General features: G+C 43.0%; 12 protein-coding genes and 1 pseudogene. 2 read left to right on the forward strand and 11 right to left on the reverse strand.

The genetic code is table 11. From position 1 onward, the window contains the following. Positions 1 to 3: 3 nt before the first annotated feature. From P5674_RS04150 to sat, 11 genes and pseudogenes are all read right to left on the reverse strand, one after another. A complete protein-coding gene (locus tag P5674_RS04150; protein ID WP_006620317.1) occupies positions 4 to 1,182 on the reverse strand; it encodes a restriction endonuclease subunit S in 1,179 nt (392 codons plus the stop codon). Continuing rightward, positions 1,179 to 3,224 carry a type I restriction-modification system subunit M gene (locus P5674_RS04155; RefSeq protein WP_006620318.1) on the reverse strand — a complete coding sequence of 682 codons (2,046 nt, stop codon included), beginning with the start codon at positions 3,222 to 3,224 and terminating at the stop codon, positions 1,179 to 1,181. Before P5674_RS04155 ends, P5674_RS04150 begins: the two co-directional genes overlap by 4 nt. Positions 3,225 to 3,588: 364 nt before the next feature. Beyond that, positions 3,589 to 4,974 (reverse strand): S1 family peptidase, encoded by a 1,386-nt coding sequence (locus P5674_RS04160; RefSeq protein ID WP_014274298.1) that lies wholly within the window; start codon positions 4,972 to 4,974, stop codon positions 3,589 to 3,591. Between the two features lie 102 nt (positions 4,975 to 5,076). Beyond that, positions 5,077 to 5,203: pseudogene (locus tag P5674_RS26545) on the reverse strand (S-layer homology domain-containing protein); the annotation flags it as partial. A 192-nt stretch (positions 5,204 to 5,395) separates the two neighbouring features. Then, positions 5,396 to 5,848, reverse strand: a complete 453-nt coding sequence (locus P5674_RS04170) for an S-layer homology domain-containing protein (RefSeq protein WP_006620321.1) — start codon at positions 5,846 to 5,848, stop codon at positions 5,396 to 5,398. Between the two features lie 47 nt (positions 5,849 to 5,895). Then, positions 5,896 to 6,810 (reverse strand): S1 family peptidase, encoded by a 915-nt coding sequence (locus P5674_RS04175; protein ID WP_006620322.1) that lies wholly within the window; start codon positions 6,808 to 6,810, stop codon positions 5,896 to 5,898. A 43-nt stretch (positions 6,811 to 6,853) separates the two neighbouring features. Further along, positions 6,854 to 7,486, reverse strand: a complete 633-nt coding sequence (locus P5674_RS04180) for a COP23 domain-containing protein (protein WP_006620323.1) — start codon at positions 7,484 to 7,486, stop codon at positions 6,854 to 6,856. A gap of 1,110 nt (positions 7,487 to 8,596) precedes the next feature. After that, positions 8,597 to 10,462, reverse strand: coding sequence for a response regulator (locus P5674_RS04185; protein ID WP_006620324.1), 1,866 nt, complete (start codon positions 10,460 to 10,462; stop codon positions 8,597 to 8,599). Between the two features lie 116 nt (positions 10,463 to 10,578). Then, the gene (locus tag P5674_RS04190) at positions 10,579 to 12,927 is read right to left on the reverse strand and encodes a caspase family protein (RefSeq protein WP_014274301.1); all 2,349 of its coding nucleotides are present in this window, start codon (positions 12,925 to 12,927) and stop codon (positions 10,579 to 10,581) included. Positions 12,928 to 13,024: 97 nt separating this feature from the next. Then, entirely contained in the window at positions 13,025 to 13,258 is a 234-nt protein-coding gene (locus tag P5674_RS04195; protein ID WP_006620326.1) for a hypothetical protein, read from the reverse strand. Between the two features lie 295 nt (positions 13,259 to 13,553). After that, entirely contained in the window at positions 13,554 to 14,732 is a 1,179-nt protein-coding gene (sat, locus tag P5674_RS04200; RefSeq protein ID WP_006620327.1) for a sulfate adenylyltransferase, read from the reverse strand. Between the two features lie 291 nt (positions 14,733 to 15,023). Here sat and P5674_RS04205 point away from each other — a divergent pair, with 291 nt between their 5' ends. Next, positions 15,024 to 15,476: a hypothetical protein gene (locus P5674_RS04205; protein WP_006620328.1), complete on the forward strand. Its 453-nt coding sequence runs from the start codon at positions 15,024 to 15,026 to the stop codon at positions 15,474 to 15,476. A gap of 265 nt (positions 15,477 to 15,741) precedes the next feature. Then, the gene (locus P5674_RS04210; RefSeq protein WP_006620329.1) at positions 15,742 to 15,957 is read left to right on the forward strand and encodes a hypothetical protein; all 216 of its coding nucleotides are present in this window, start codon (positions 15,742 to 15,744) and stop codon (positions 15,955 to 15,957) included. The last annotated feature ends 325 nt before the right edge of the window (positions 15,958 to 16,282 follow it).

Consider the following 16,282-nt stretch of genomic DNA (forward strand, 5'->3'; position numbering starts at 1 on the left):
ATTTTAAGTAATTTTAATTTGTCCGGTGACTGCTGCTGTAATTAATGAAGTTCGGCGTTCTTGTAGCAATTTTATAGTTTCTTCTGATGAAAGACATAATTTTTTTATTTTTTTTGTGTTTGTCTGAATATATTCTGTGATGTTCAACTGTTCTTCAATTGGCGGGATAGGAATCTTGATATAACTATAACGATTAGGGTTTAAGTTGACTTGCCCAATAGCTGGCAGAGCATTACTTTTAGCCCATGTCAAGACCGGCAAAGAGTTTAATAAATAATTTAAGTATTCTGGAATTACTGAATCATTACAACGCATTCTGACAAGATAAGAAGCAAAGGAAACCGGAAATAAGAAGTTGTTTCTAAAAATGGCTACTTTACCAATTTTATCTAAACTATTAGTGCGATTAAACAGCAAATCATTTGCTTTTAAAATCAAATCATGATCTACATCATCAACAAAGCCTACATTATCATAACTAATTTCTCCCTCATCAACATCACCCATACGCAATACAGCTATATTACCTTCACTTCCAACAGACTCGGAAATACCATAATCCATTGTTTGAAGAATACGCCGCAAGGGTAAAATTTCCCAATGTTTAGGAATTTCCCCTATCCACTCAACACCAGAATCACGCATCGGAACATCAGGATTTAAGCCACGAGTGACAGCATGGGTGATGAGGGCACGACGTTTTTCGTCTAATAATGCCAATAATCGTTTTTTGGCTTTAATTAGTTGGTCGATTTTAGCCGTTTCTATATCGAGATAATGTGCGATCGCTTTTTGTTCACCAAGTGGAGGAATAAAAACTTTTTTTGCATAAGCATCATCTCTACTAAGTCCCGGGACTGCTGCTTCATCTGTACCTTGATCTAAATTGAGTGTTTGCAATAGATAAAATAACCATCTTAAATGATGATGTGTAGTTGTTGCATCAATAAAGAAAGTTGTGTCAGAAGCAAAACACGGATGATCTGACCAATTTACTTTGCCATAGGAGCCTTTCCGCCCTACTATAATTACAGGAGCCTGAGTATTTGCTCGCCCATAGTTATCATACGCTCCATTAGAACCGAAAACTTTGAAATCCCCCTCTCGTTCTTGATCTTTAGGAAGGGCATCACCATAAGCAAAATGGGCCACATATTTGAGCTTTGCTTGTAGCCAAGTCATGCTGTTACCTCCCTCAACAACTTAATAATCTCCTCTTCCATCTGTTTAATGTCTGAATCAATTTCCGCCAATGGACGAGGTGGCGTGTACTTGTAAAAATAGCGATTGAAATTAATTTCAAAAGCACTTCTAATTTTAGCGCCATCTGCCCAAGCATCGGAAACATGGGGTTCAACTTCCTCCAGAAAATAACGGGTCACTTCATCTTGTAAATTAACATTTTCAAAATCCCGCAGCTTTGAGTCTGGCTCATACATCAGTTCAATTTTTTTACCAGCCACTGGGAACCAACCCCAAACACGAGCATAAGGTTCATCCTTAGCCTTCCGTTGTTTTAAAATAACGGGTTCTGCCTCCGGTTCTCGTTCCGTAAAAACATCTCGAAATAGCTTTTGTTCCGCCTTTTTCCAACGACTACTCCGCTGTTTTAATAAATCGTTCATTAACCGATCGAACTCATTCCAATCCGGACGAGGTTCGCGCCCTAATTGTTTGTCTATCGCCTGAACATCCTCTAATAAATGGGGAACACCATCAAGAAAACGAAGTTTTCGGTCTGTATCCATCTGATACAGTAAACGTAGGGGTCGCTCAATGGGAACGCGGTTATAACCGAAATCCTCATTCTTAAAAATTTTGCTGGTTTCCGTTTCTACAAAATTTCCATATTCCTGCACCACAATGGCGATATCTTCTTCACCCATATACCGGCGTTTATCCCCTAAACTCCGTCGCATCGGTTGCCAACGGTGACGTGCATCAATCAGTTGAATTTTGCCTTGACGGTGTTTCTGCTTTCGGTTGGTGACAATCCAAATATAAGTTCCAATACCCGTGTTATAAAACATCTGTTCGGGTAAGGCGACGATCGCCTCTAACCAATCGTTTTCAATAATCCACTTGCGGATTTCACTTTCACCGCTTCCCGCACCCCCTGTAAATAGAGGAGAACCATTAAAGACGATCGCCAGACGAGAACCCTTTTTATCGCTGTCTGGTTGATAGGGTTCAAACTTGCTAATCTGATGCTGTAAAAACAACAGGGAACCGTCATTAACCCGGGGCAAACCCGCCCCAAACCGTCCGGCAAAACCAAATTTTTCATGTTCTCGTTTTACGTCCTTTTGCTGTTTCTTCCAATCCACACCAAAAGGAGGATTTGCCAAAAAATAATCAAAGGTTTCGCCGGAGTATTGATCGTCAGTTAGGGAGTCTCCAAACTGAATCGCACTTTGTTCGTTGCCTTTTATCAATAAATCAGAAGCGGCGATCGCATAAGCCCGGGGATTAAAATCCTGCCCAAAAACCCAGAGTTGTGCTTCTTTGTTATTTTCTCGTAGATAGTTTTGGGATTCCGATAACATCCCCCCGGTACCACAAGCCGGGTCGAGCAATCTACAAATAACAGGTTTGGTCAAAATATCATCATCGGGGTCGAATAAAATATCGACCATTAACCGGATGACTTCTCGGGGGGTAAAGTGATCTCCTGCGGTTTCATTGGCGAGTTCATTGAAACGGCGGATTAAATCTTCAAAAATCGACCCCATTGCAATGTTATCCACTTGGTTAGGGTGTAAATTAACATCACAAAACTTGGAGACGACTAAATAAAGAATATTCGCCTCATTCATCTTTTCAATTTCGGCGGTGAACTCGAAGCGTTCAAAAATCTCCCGGATGTTTTTTGAAAAACTATTGATATAGGTCACCAAATGTTTGTCAATGTTATTGGGATCGCCCTTTAGCTTTTCAAAGGTAAATTCAGAACGATTGTGAAAGCGAAAGTCTGGCCCTGCTGCTTTATTGAGCATGGAGTCAAGGGCCTCATCTTTGAATCGATCCTTACATTGCTGATATTTGTCTAAAACATCCTGTTTGGTGGGTGCAAGTATGCAGTCAAAACGACGCAAAACCGTCATCGGTAACATGACCCGCTCATATTGTGGCGGTCGATAGGGCCCCCGCAACAGATCGGCAATTTGCCAAATGAAGTTAGAAAGTTGCTGATGATCTACGGTTGTATTTTGGGTATGGAGCATTACGCTCTCCTCTGTGATCATGTGAATAACTCAATCTCTAATCTGCGAATAAAATTACAACTCTAAATCTGAAAATTTTATAAAGAAAATTTTATAAAACCCAGAGGGCGATTCACTCGGGCAGCGGGCCCCCCATTGAGTCCGCCAGACTGAGAGCGATCGCCTTGAGTTTTTAGATATGATGATGGCAGATCACATAATCTGAAAAGCAATAGGGGATATCCTGAACTAGGTTTAATAGTAGCTTTAAATGGTGCGATCGCTCAAATTCAGCTAGTAACAGTTTATGATCGCGTCCCTCTCCCCCCCCCTGAGATTCTGATTTAGGGTGAGGGTAATGTTTTAAGTGACTTCCCGGCTGTATCTACCACAGCAAATTATTATTATTAGAAAGCGATTCAACCTCCCGTTGAAGTTCCTCAACAGATTGCTGAATAAAATCAAAATTTTCTAGAGATATACCTCCTTCAGGCAGACTTTTAGAAGCTACTTCTTTTAAGCCATTCATACAGCGATTGATATCCACGATAAATTCACCACGAGTAGCCACACGACGGGGTCTAAAGGTGCCGTCATGAAAGGCTCCCATGCAACCATATTGACTGATGAATTGAATAGCTTTATAAGCTGGGTCATTAGGGCTAATCTCAAAGAATTGTTGATAGTCTACTCCTCTCAAAGTATCAGCATTTGGATAAGTAACCGCACTGGCAAATTCTGAGGGGTTGGCGGGAGGAAAACGCAGGTCATTTTTTAAGCTATATTGTGCTTCCCGTTCCTGTACATCGATAAAATCATTGATTTTAATTCCCAAACTTATATCAACACATTGAGGGCGCTCATGCTCCTGGCCTGAGCCATGCACGCCGATCACTTCTCCGCGATCATTGAAGACAGGACCACCACTCATACCCGTGGCTGTCTCAGCCGTGTAACATAAATTATAATTGCCATTCGGATCAGCAGGGTCAATAATTTGTTGAAGTTCTCCAGCTCTCAAAACACGGGTTCGATCTTGGGATGGGTTGCTTGGTAAAGGCCAACCTGAAACAAACACAGGTGTTCCAACTTTAGTTGTGTTGGCATCTCCAACCACTGCAACGGGATAATTGTTATTGCTTTGAAAACTGATTAAAGCTAAATCATAACCATCCACCGTTTTTTTCTGAGGATTATATTCCCCAAAGCGGGTTACTGTATCCTTTGTGGTATCCTTTTGACCCAAATCAAGATAGGGGGGCAGCTCATTTTCAACTTGATGCAAATCGCCATCGTGAGTCCGAATAGCATACTTATTACGATGTGGCACAACATGTTGATTGGTCAAAACATAGTAAGTTGCATTTCTGCGGGCTACAATTACGCCGGAACCAGCTTCCCTGAACTGTACACCACTTTGTTCCAATTTTTGACGATTTTCGATTTGCCCACCCACAAAAACTGTGACCGCCCTAGCAATGGAGTTAATGTCATTTTCGGAATAATTAGCTGCTAGGATTATCGGTTCTCTCTGGTTTTCCAAGATAGGGGAAGGGGTACTGGCATCGCTGCGAATGGTACTGATAGCAAGAAAAATACAGAGGCTGGCGATCGCAGCTATTACCATGGTTGGCCAATTTTTTAGATTCAGTTTAAACATGATGTTTTCCGTAATGTTTAAATCAGTGGATCCCCAGCAAATATTAAAAAACGTCTGGCTAATTAACTGGGGTAGAGCTTCGCCGTTGATTGACTTGTTGTTGTAAGGCATCAATCCTATTTTGCAAAGCAGCCACTTGGGATTTAGTTATCCCATGCGTTCCGCTGGTTGTTAGATTTTGCTCCAATGAATTCATGCAGGAACTCAGATAGACTGCTAGTTCAAAGCGAGTTAAGGCTCTATTGCCTCTAAAGGTTCCATCCGGGAAGGTGCTAAAGCAATCATAACGCTCAATTAGAGATTGTAAGGATTGAAAGTAGAAATCCGTAGGTTGAACATCAACAGGCAAATTTTGAGCCTTGGCTGGGGGGTTTGATGGTACAATTAGCAGCCCAAATACCGCTAGTACAACTACAAAAATTGCACCAAAGACAGCTAGTTTAAACTTGGATAATTGCGATCGCAGCATAATAGACAAGCCAAATAAGAACAGCAAAAAATCTGGATCAGCTCACATGGGAGCAAGATTCGGTTAAGGACTTCCCTGCTGTAATTCTCGTATAGACTCTTGGAGAGCTCTAACAGATTGTGCAAGTCGGTCTAAATCCTCTGGTGTGGCTAAATCGGACTGTGTACTATCTAGCTCTGATGTTTCTAATATCCTTCTGATAAAGCCTTCAAACCATTGAGCTACTTCACCTCGTCTGACTGCTCGATTACCACGAAATGTCAAATCAGGATAAGCGATCGGCATTCCTCGATCCGCTAAAGATTGAACCGCCATAAATGCCGAATCCGTTGGCTGAACATCCGATAATTGACTCACCGATGTAACATAAATTTGATCAGTTGTATGAAATTGAGTGTCCGGCTCGACCTCAGACTGTAGAGCTGAGATTGGGGCTATTGTGGCGAGAATAATTACCAACAAACTGGTCAGAACCGCTAAAAGTCCTAACCTAATATTCCAGTTGTTTTTAACCATAATTCCTGGGATGATGAATGGCTAACAGAAACTTAAATTTTCTCTGGTCATTGATTCTGACGCATGGGTGTCGCCGGTAAAGAGGGCTGAGTCGGATCGGTGGAAAAGGGGCGACCAGTCGGCCTAGGTTCCAAGGGTCTCTGAAAGGCAGAAATTGGCACAGCCCAGCTCAAGGGCGACATATACTCATAGAGTTCGAGTGAGGGCAAAGTTCCATCGGTGAAACGAAATGTCTCAATTCCATGAATCGTGACCCTGCCACGTCCGTGAATCCCAATCAGTTCACCGTCAGCATTCAAGACCGGCCCACCACTCATGCCTTGAATGGTGGCATTAGTATAGGCAAGCTGATAGCCACGTTGCAAGGTCAGACCCGATAACCGCATGGATAGATTTCCAGTTGTGAATCGAAAAGCTCTTAGTCCCCAATCATGGGTAATATGCAGACCACCATCATCTCGGGGTTGATAGTTGGGGAATCCTGCCACATAAATTGGTTTTCCAATCGAAATATCTTCAGAATTCCCCAAAACCGCAACTTGATAAGGGTTTGAGCTTGTAAACTCCACCACAGCCAAATCTAAGCCCTGCAAACCCGACATTGGCCGACGTCGCCCCCAATGGGTTTTACCATCGGGAGTCAAGATTTGATAGGTCTGATCTTGACTCCCGCTAACAACAACATGGTCGCAGGTGAGAACTGTATAGGTTCCCCCTTGGCGGTCAATGATTACCCCAGACCCAGCTCCCTGATTTTTCAAAATTCTGACCGTCACCTGTTTGGCTACCTGGAGGACAGAACTTTCTACAGATGGTGATGCGGGGGGTAAAGGATTTTGAACCATAGACTCAGCTATCTGTTGGTCAAAGGCTCTCAACCCGGAAGTGTTTGCTAAGACCAGTCCTGCTGCGAGCAAGAACCCGACCCAAAATTGCCGAGATTGAAGGTTAGATTTAGGCATCACAATCTTAAAAAATTAAGGGGATTTGGAGTTGATAAATTGACTAAAAAACTACGGGCGGATCGTTGGGAGGACGAACAGGAGGACGCACAGGATCGGGAGTGGTTACCGGGTTACTATGACCCCCGCCTCGCCTTCTGGCTTCGTCTAACTCCCGCTGAACCAGTTCGCCGAATCTGACAGTGGTTCGACGCACGCTTTCTTGACCCGGTGTTCCTTCGCTCATAGGATTAGCCCCCATCTTGAGAAAGTTACCCAGAAACTCACCCGCACTGCGACCAGGAGAAATAGTTACTAAAAGGTTATTCGGGTTGCAAACGGAACTGCTATTGTTTGTCCAGCAGACGACATCATAGCCATTAACGCTTCCAGTCGTTAACAACAGATTACTCAGAAGCCCTCCACTCTGAGCCACAGCCCTGGTTAAACGTTGACTGACTATCTCACAGCGATTTTGGGGTGTATAGCCACCTGCTATAAAGGCTTGACTATTCCAGGTGATCAGAGGTTCACTTTGGTGTCCGGTACTAGCTACAGCAATGGTGGCATAACCGTTTCCGGCTGGAATACATCGAAAGGTGGTATTGGCAACAGCCGGTTGACTGGTGAGAGCCACGGCTGCTGAGACGGTTACACCAGCCATTGATAAGTTTAGCAATATTTTGGCTTTAGACATTATGGTTTACTCCACAACGCAACTTCCCAATCCGATGGGTTTTCCTTCAGAGTCGGGAATTAATTTTTAGGTAGAATGCAATAGTCTATAAAAATCACACCATGCAAAAAAGTTCGCCTGAATACATAATTGGATTTGGATAGAGTTCCAAATCTCTATACCTGACTACACCTCATATCCTAGCATGACATAGCTTGAATACAATAGTACTGATCAGTAAATTTATAAAATGTTACAAACCTTCATGGTTCTTGATAAGATTATCACATTCATTAAGAATCGTTGAATCAGCTTGTATAAACAGAAATATATTTAATCACAATTTGTGTTAATGTCTTCAACTGGGTTGTGGAGGTTCCCCCCCCAGTTGATCATCCTTATAAAAATGTCTTTACAGCAGGGAAATCACTTACTTAAAACATTACCCGCACCATAAACCCTTATTCCCCCCGGGATAGGGACGAGGGAAATCATATTGCATGATGACTGAAAGGGTTGTAAGTTTATAATCATCTGATGTAATCGCTCACATCGACATACTAAAAAATCATAAATTGTAGCTTGGGAAACCCAACCCCAGCCTACAGATAATCACCCCACAGATAATCTGAAAAGCAATAGGGGATGTGTTTAACTAGGTTGAAATGGTGCGATCGCTCAAATTCACCCACTCCCAACTACTCCCCGCAGCCTCCCACCTCAACAACTTAGGCGTATTTACAACTCACCACAGCCAAAGTCGTCACCCTCCCAGACCGCCAAAAAAGTCAGGCGGTATCAGAAGATGCTACCTGAAATCGATAAACAGACAGAACTATTGGGAAAGGTTGGCCATAATCAGGTAAGGGTGTGGGCTTTACAAATTTTGGATATCATCTTATAAGTTCCTTATATTTTGCTGGTACTATGCTACATAGACCCTGATATACAGCCCAGTCTACCCATATAGAGCTGGTACCTAATAGTTTAGGAAACCAAAAGCCCTCAAGGGTTCATGCCCTTTCTGGGTGAGTAGGAGACCTAAATATCTAGTCCCTAGTGGGCTGGAAGTGGGGGCTGGGTTTTTCTTTCTGACAATCTCGGTCAGTAGCTGCGGCTATGATGGATAACTCACCTAGACTGTTTTCGGATCTGTTTAACTTTTCTTCTCAGTTGCGATCGCTCAATACGAGCCATAACGCGGGTGACTAATTCTGGGCCCATAATTGGTTTAGTAATAAAATCATCTGCGCCAGCTTCAAAAACCCTTTGGATCATATCAGAACTTTGATGTCCAGTGACCACCAAAATTGGTAACTCTTCCCAAGCCGGGTCTTGTCGGACGACCTGACACAAATCCAAACCCGTATAGGTAGGTATTTGTACATCTAAAATTAATAAATCCGGGAGAGTTTGGGTTAGGACTTGCCAAAATTGGTTAGGTTCTCTCAAGCAAATCATATCAAATCCCCAGGGTTTGAGGATATTTCGCAAAACTTGCAAACAGATAGGATCATCTTCTACAATCAGAATCCGAGCATCTCGGCTGGGGGGTTTGGGGAGAACTTGTACGATCGCTTCAAAAATGTATTGAGGCGTAACGGGTTTGTGCAAAAATCGTCTAGCCCCCAAACGCGCTGACATAATACGTTCCGACAGGTTATCCTCATAAGTAAAAATCAAAATAGGAATTTCCGGGAAACGTTGTCCGATGTTCTTGAGGAAATCAAATCCTGTCAAATCTTCCTCTGACAAATGGGGGTCTAATAAAATCGCATCAGGGAGAGTTTTGGTCAGCCACTGTCTAGCATTAGTCAAAGTGGAAACCGCGTCTATATTTAAGTTCCAAGCGCCAGCTTGACCTTGTAATTGTTCCGCTAAACTTCGATCAGCATCAATCAGCAAAATTTGATTAGATGAAGCACAAATTTGGAAATATATCGGTTGAGGAGACTGGTTAATTTCATGACATAATTGGCGTATTTTTTCTTGAATTATACTGATATTTTTATATTTATCTGATAAGCCATCATCATAGCTCAAGCAGTTTTCGATATCACGGGCTAATTCCGAACCTCGTTGATAGCCAAAAGAACCCAAACTTCCCGCTAAATTATGAGCAATTTCTTGAGCCTTTTCCCTGGCAATTTCTGAGATAGAATCATCCGAATAATTGATTAAAAACATGGTTTCTAAAAAGCCGACCTCTTCGTCAAAGGAATTCTGATATTTAGCCAAAATCTCCTCAATATTATGGTTAGATCGAGGGATTAAAGACGGTGAGTTATCCAGATATTCTGCCTGATTAGATTCAGTTTCTGGGGGTGGATTTAAGCGATATCCCAAGCCATAAATAGTCGCGATAATATCTGTAATCATCCCCGCATCTTTGAGAGTTCGGCGCAGGTCTTTAATTAAATTAGTGACCGCATATTCGCTGGGTTCATTATCAAAAGACCAGAGTTGATCGATAATATCCTGACGGCTAAAAATCCGCTGTGGATTTTTCAGAAATAGCAACAGTAAATTATAGGCTTTTGGCTTAATATCAACAGGCTTGTTATCATAATAAACCTGTGCAGAAGTTTCATTAACCTGCAAGTTTTCCCAGGTAAATTGTAATGGTAATTGTGGCAAACTTTTCCTTCTTAATAAGGCTCTAATTCTCGCCAAAACTTGAGACGGGCTATAAGGTTTAGAAACAAAATCATCAGCGCCAGCATCTAATCCGGTAATAATCTCCTCATTAAGATTGCGTACAGTTAAAAGCAAAATAGGTTTGAGAAAACCTTGCTCGCGCAATTGACGACAAATTGCTAGTCCATTGATTCCGGGAAGCATCCAGTCAAGGATAATTAAATCATAATTCCATTCTAAAGCGAGTTCCAATCCGGTATGACCATCAACCGCCAAGTCAACAATATAGTGATAGGCTTTTAACTCGTCAATCAGAGGAACAATTGCATTTCTATCATCCTCAACAATTAAAATTTTCATGAACATCTCCTACTGATGCTATCATCAACTCTCTAACCCTGACTAACAAGATAGGAAACCGGATAGAAAAAAGAAATAACTGTCTACTATATAAGTATCTCAACTCCTGACAAGTTTTACACAACTCGACAGACAAAGTTAAAGGTAGCCCAAGCATTAATATCTAGGGCAAGATTATCAGTAGAAATCCCAGAACGTTCAACTCCTAGTTTACTAGCTTTTGCCAAATCCTCCAATACAGACCGGGAAACTTCCCAAGGATTTGACAGCAATTGCAGTCTATTTTTTGAACTGATGGAAGTTTGCTTTAAACCACGACTAATAGCTGGTAAAGTCTGAGTAAAAGGGTAATGGCTAATAATCAGATAGGTTTCAATCAACCCAGCCGGACCCCGCACCAATTCTCCTAGGGTTTCGGTGGTGCTAGTTCCGCCATTAACATTAGCTGGGGGAATACTCATAGTTTTTCCCCCTTCTACCCGTAAAACCTGGGGTAAAATCATAGAACTGTCTTGAGTCTCAACTATGGGAGGTCTAGTAGCATCATAAACGTATGTTTGACCACGACTGTCAAACAGAAACATGATGAAATATAATGGGAGTTCACCATTATTCTGTAATTGCATCTGAATACGACTCTCCTTTGGTATAGTCGGTATACCAAAGGTCTCGGAACGGTGTGCTACCGCTGGGGTAGAATTAGCATTATTTGGGCTGGTTAGGGTGAGTTGATCACTTCCCTGATGGGATAAATCAGGGGTTTCTCGTTTAGCGATCGCCCGTGACTGGGGAGTTAACATCCCTAGGGTAACTTTGGCTTTGAGTAAGTCAGAACGTTCATTTTCCGTCAGTCGTAGCAACTTAGCAGCTAATCGAGTTTTCAATTGAGGAACTAATCGTTGTACGGCGACTTTGACAGCCTCTCCACCTTCTCCTGCTGTATCGGGAAGCACCACCTGAGCGGGGGAAAATAGACCATAATGCCCTTGGAATAATGAATTCATCGAGCTACTCGGATTTTGAGCAATAGTAGTATCGCGTACAGCGCTGAATAGATAATCAATGGGTTGGTCGTTGCTAGTGATAGAGATATGATCAATACTAGACAAGGCACTGGTTGCATCGACCCTTTCAATGCGATCGAGTTTAGAATCAAGACCAATTTTTAAGTTAATGTGGCGAGGTATAACCCGAATAGTCTCTTTAATAAATTGGCCGGACTGAACCACAGGTGACTTGATACCACCCACTTCTAATATTCTCACCTCAGCGGTAGCGTGCAATGAGTTAGAGCCGCGAATTTGGAGTTTTGGCTGCACCTTAGCTTCTGTACTCTCAGTGTTTGATACAATGGTAAATAGGGAATTAATTTCTCCCGATTCCAGAACACAGCCAGGTAAACCAGCCAGTAGCAATTCCGTACTTTTGCCATCCCCAGTCACAGCAGTAACAATTCCATCGACTGGGGGTGATGTTAGCGGTAGATTAATCATGGGTGGTTGATCATCTAACGTAATTCTAACTTGACGCTGAAGCTGAGGTTGCTGGTTCGGTCCGGTAATACGTTCTACCACTCCGGCTACACGACCTAGAGTTTCTTTGAAGTCTGAGGTGGCTGTCGCATTCCAGAGAGTTTGAGTAAGGTTATAGGTAAACAATCCGGCGCTGAGTCCAGACCAAGTGGTTTCTGTAGCCATTTCGGTGGGTTTGCTGGCTGCTAAGACTATACCAGGAAGTTCTCCGAGGCGACGTTGTTCTAGTTGTTCGGGGTCGATTTGGTAGCGCTGTAGTAATTGTTGTTGTCGGGTAATGGTGCGATCGCTAATTTGGCTAGAATTGGGGCTGGCTGCTGATCGGATTCTCAGGACTCCCTGTTGAGAATAACCAGGATAAGCATAACTGGTATCAAGAATTGTGATGACTTGTTGAGTTTTCAGCGATCGCAGTAATAGCCACAGGGTATCCTCCATAATATCGTTAATGGGTTCTCCATTATGGTCTGGGGTGACATCAACGGGAATTAGGGAATGTTTAATAGTAGCCGCGTCAGGGTTTTGATTAGCATCAGCCATACAACTGCCATAGCCGCTATAATGAAAAACCACCAAATCCCCTGGTTTAGCTTGGTTAATTAGATGTTCTATAAAGCTAGTTTCGATATTTTCCCCCGTCGCTTCCTTATTAGTAAGGGTAAGGATATCTGAGGGGTTAAATCCAAATCTACCGATTAACAGTTCCCGCTGTAATTCTACATCCGTGACGCATCCTGATAGGGGTTCTATATGGCGTTGGGAGACTTTCGGATATTGATTGATACCCACTAGCAGAGCCAGTTTCCGATGATTCGGTTCTGCTAAAGCCCTATGGTAGCGATCGCCAAGTTGCCACCAAGCCGCCTCACTAAGTCCCAACCCTGCCAGTAGCATACTCGATCTTTTTAGAAATTGCCGTCGCTTTAATGCCATGATCTATTATTCCTAATCCATCTATCCCTGAAACTTACTCAAACTTATTCACTAGCAAAATTTACCAATTTCTGGAAATCAAAAACATCACTAATTCCTAGATTTTTGAACCCAGGATCACATCATCATGGTGAGCCATACTCCAATTCATCCATAAATTAATTAAGACTGACCACGGACTGTAAATATAGCCATTATCGCGGCTTTTTTTAAGAAGAATAAATGCTATAAATAAAATTTTATATGCCTCCACTGCTATTAACTGTTTGAAGGTTGGCATTTCTCGCTGATTATTTATGGCAATTTTAGTGTAAAAATTGTCAATTTTCATTCGTGTTAATTACTCTCCTAATTGTCGTTTTGTATCACTCCTATAACTAGATAATATCGCGGGAAACACAAAGATTATTTCCTAGACATGAAAGCCTCAATGTTCTTATTATTCATAACTAGAGACCTGAGAACCTGCCACCGAGATGGTTTGACAATAACCTGATGAGTTTCCCACCGATTAAATTCGGTTGAGCCCTAGCATAGGATATATTTTATCCTAGCGCGTCTTCTGCAATTGTCGATAATTTTCTACTCCCCCCTCCCAGAGACGGGGATAGGGGGATTTGGTGAAATTATGCTTCTGAGGGAACCCTCATCGCCTTAATTAGTTCCGCCGCCACTTCTGGACGAGAAAACTCTGGGGGTGGCAATTCTCCCCTTCGCAGCATTTCCCGAACCTTGGTTCCCGATAAGTGAATCCGTTGTTCTGGGGTACTGGGGCTAGTTTTACTGGTAGCCATACCCTTAGTCAATGTGCAATAGAAAGCGTGTTCAAACTTCATGGGAGTAATACCCAATTCTGCCGGTTCAAACTCATCAAAGATATGCTGGGCATCATAGGTTCCATAATAGTCCCCGACACCAGCATGATCACGCCCGACAATAAAGTGGGTACAGCCGTAGTTTTTGCGGACCATAGCATGAAAAATCGCTTCTCTCGGTCCGGCATAACGCATAGCAGCCGGATTAATCGCTAAAATCACCCGATTTTTAGGATAGTAGCGTTCCATCAAGATTTCATAACAACGCATCCGCACATCAGCCGGGATATCATCAGACTTAGTAGCCCCAACCAGAGGATGGAGAAATAGACCATCAACAGTTTCTAGGGCGCATTTTTGAATATACTCGTGGGCGCGGTGAATAGGGTTGCGAGTCTGAAATCCAACAATGGTTTTCCATTCCCTTTCTCGGAATAGTGAACGACTATCGGCTGGGTCAATTTGATAGTTGGGGAACAAAGGGTGTGATTCTCGCTGGAGTAACCACACAGGACCGGCGAGATTGACCGGACCTTGGTCATAAACTACCTTGACTCCCGGATGTTTGTTATCATTAGTGCGATAGACGTGGATGGCTTCGTGTTCTTTATCGTAGGTGTATTTTTGGGTTAGTTCCAGAACTCCCACAAATTTACCCTTTGGTGAGTCCAGACGGATTAGGCTACCTTCCGACAGGTGCGCCGCTTCCTCTTCGGTGACGGATAGGGTGATGGGAACAGACCAGGGCAGTCCGTTACTCAGTCGCATATTATGGACGACATTGCTATAGTCTGCCTGTTCCATAAACCCGGTTAGGGGACTGAAACCGCCGATCGCAATTAGTTCTAAGTCCGACTGCGATCGCTCGTCAAGTTGTACTCTGGGGAGAGTATCGGCTTTTTCTAGGAGTTCGGCCCGTTGTTCGGCACTGGCCATGCGATTAATTAGCTTTCCACCGTGGGGCGCAATAGCATCTTGATGATGAGTCAAGGGAACCTCTAATGGTTAACTACAGATTGAATTAAATCGATTCAGTTTGATTCAATCTCCTATTTTACCTTCTGCTGTGACTTAATATTGGCGCTCTACCTAAGTTACACTACTCAGGGTCCTACCTGGGAACTTTACGATCGCCAATATCGACTATAAACTTGGTCAATCCTATTGACAAAATGATACTATATATGTATGGGTAAATGAACCCGGATTTTCGTTAGTCTGAAACCGTAATCATTTCCCATGGGGGTGTCAATTAATCTTAAAATTATGGAGAATTGAGTAATGAAGGGTATTTTGGTTCTGACAACATTTCTAATGGCGGGAGGGTTACAACTGCCTGCTGACCAGATGGTTGCCTATGCTAATTCTACTCAACAAGCTACTATAGGAGAAACGGGATTTGCGATCGCTAATCGTAATAATGATGATTGGCGGCGACAGTTTGAGAGGGATTTTGAAGAATATAGCCGGCGGCGACATGAGCAGCTAGAATCGGAAATGCGAGATGAGATGAACAAGCCCCACAATCAGCGTTTGTCTCAAAGCCAAAAAGAACGGGTGATTCGAGAAGCCCATGAGGAATTAGAACGCAGCCTCAGTCGTGAGAAAAAGGAATGGGAAAAGCGCTATCGCGACAACTTTGAAAAAATGCGCGATCGCCAAGACCGCTATAATCGCGGTTACCGCTATAATCGCCATGATCGTTATAATCGCGATGACCGTTATAACCGCTAATACCTAGGTAATTGATGGATAATGAAACCCTCTAAATCTGGCTCTCCCGAACTCTGGGAGAGGGCTGGGGAGGGTTTGGTGATGTGGTAGCCTTGAAAAAATAGGTCGCCCATACTGTGGGTATAGGGCGGGTTGGGCAATCTTTTCTGTGGGAATTGAGGATTGACAGCAGAACCCGCCCCGACATCATGGTTAATGTGATGTTCAATTGTCCATGGTCTAGTATATACTGGGTGGGATGGTGGAAACTTGTAATTGATTGAGAATGGAACGTTCTAAAGTAGTTGCCTATATTACCGGAGCCATTTCGATTATTTTAGCGATCGCTTATTTGTTATTGGTGAGCATCCTAGACTTCCGTGGAGAAATGCTCCCCGCCCCCCAAAGCCAAGTCACCGGGGAGATCTCAATAGCCTCCGTTTCCATTTCTAGTGAAGCAATGCACCCAGGGGGCGGAAGTCAAACCGGATTCTATGGGTAGCCACAAGGCTGGCTGGGGCTTTTTTTGTCGGACGGAGACATTAGGGCGCTTTGATTGCGCCACAACGTGTTAACTATAAACCCTTATCCTAACAGCGATAGCGGGTTATTACTCAACCCAATAACTATGCCTAGTTACTCAAATGTTACTCACAATCTAGTCCTAGCATAGGAAAATAATTCTGTCAATAGGTTGATTACTCAGTCAATAAGCACAACTTAATCAATCTGTCAAATACCCATACCACCCCCCTAACCAAACACCGATAAGGTAACTCTCTCGTGATACCCGTCAATGGCAAGCCTATCGGTTCGTTACGAACCAA

Source organism: Limnospira sp. PMC 289.06, from assembly GCF_032350395.1.
Lineage (GTDB): Bacteria > Cyanobacteriota > Cyanobacteriia > Cyanobacteriales > Microcoleaceae > Limnospira > Limnospira platensis.

Excerpts from the sequence above, each read along its gene's own strand:
- P5674_RS04210 (WP_006620329.1), top strand. The coding sequence starts at position 15,742 with ATGGAACGTTCTAAAGTAGTTGCCTATATTACCGGAGCCATTTCGATT.
- P5674_RS04180 (WP_006620323.1), bottom strand. The coding sequence starts at position 7,486 with ATGTCTAAAGCCAAAATATTGCTAAACTTATCAATGGCTGGTGTAACC.
- P5674_RS04195 (WP_006620326.1), bottom strand. The coding sequence starts at position 13,258 with ATGAAAATTGACAATTTTTACACTAAAATTGCCATAAATAATCAGCGA.
- P5674_RS04175 (WP_006620322.1), bottom strand. The coding sequence starts at position 6,810 with ATGCCTAAATCTAACCTTCAATCTCGGCAATTTTGGGTCGGGTTCTTG.
- P5674_RS04170 (WP_006620321.1), bottom strand. The coding sequence starts at position 5,848 with ATGGTTAAAAACAACTGGAATATTAGGTTAGGACTTTTAGCGGTTCTG.
- P5674_RS04190 (WP_014274301.1), bottom strand. The coding sequence starts at position 12,927 with ATGGCATTAAAGCGACGGCAATTTCTAAAAAGATCGAGTATGCTACTG.
- P5674_RS04155 (WP_006620318.1), bottom strand. The coding sequence starts at position 3,224 with ATGCTCCATACCCAAAATACAACCGTAGATCATCAGCAACTTTCTAAC.
- P5674_RS04185 (WP_006620324.1), bottom strand. The coding sequence starts at position 10,462 with ATGAAAATTTTAATTGTTGAGGATGATAGAAATGCAATTGTTCCTCTG.
- P5674_RS04160 (WP_014274298.1), bottom strand. The coding sequence starts at position 4,974 with ATGCCTTACAACAACAAGTCAATCAACGGCGAAGCTCTACCCCAGTTA.
- P5674_RS04150 (WP_006620317.1), bottom strand. The coding sequence starts at position 1,182 with ATGACTTGGCTACAAGCAAAGCTCAAATATGTGGCCCATTTTGCTTAT.
- P5674_RS04205 (WP_006620328.1), top strand. The coding sequence starts at position 15,024 with ATGAAGGGTATTTTGGTTCTGACAACATTTCTAATGGCGGGAGGGTTA.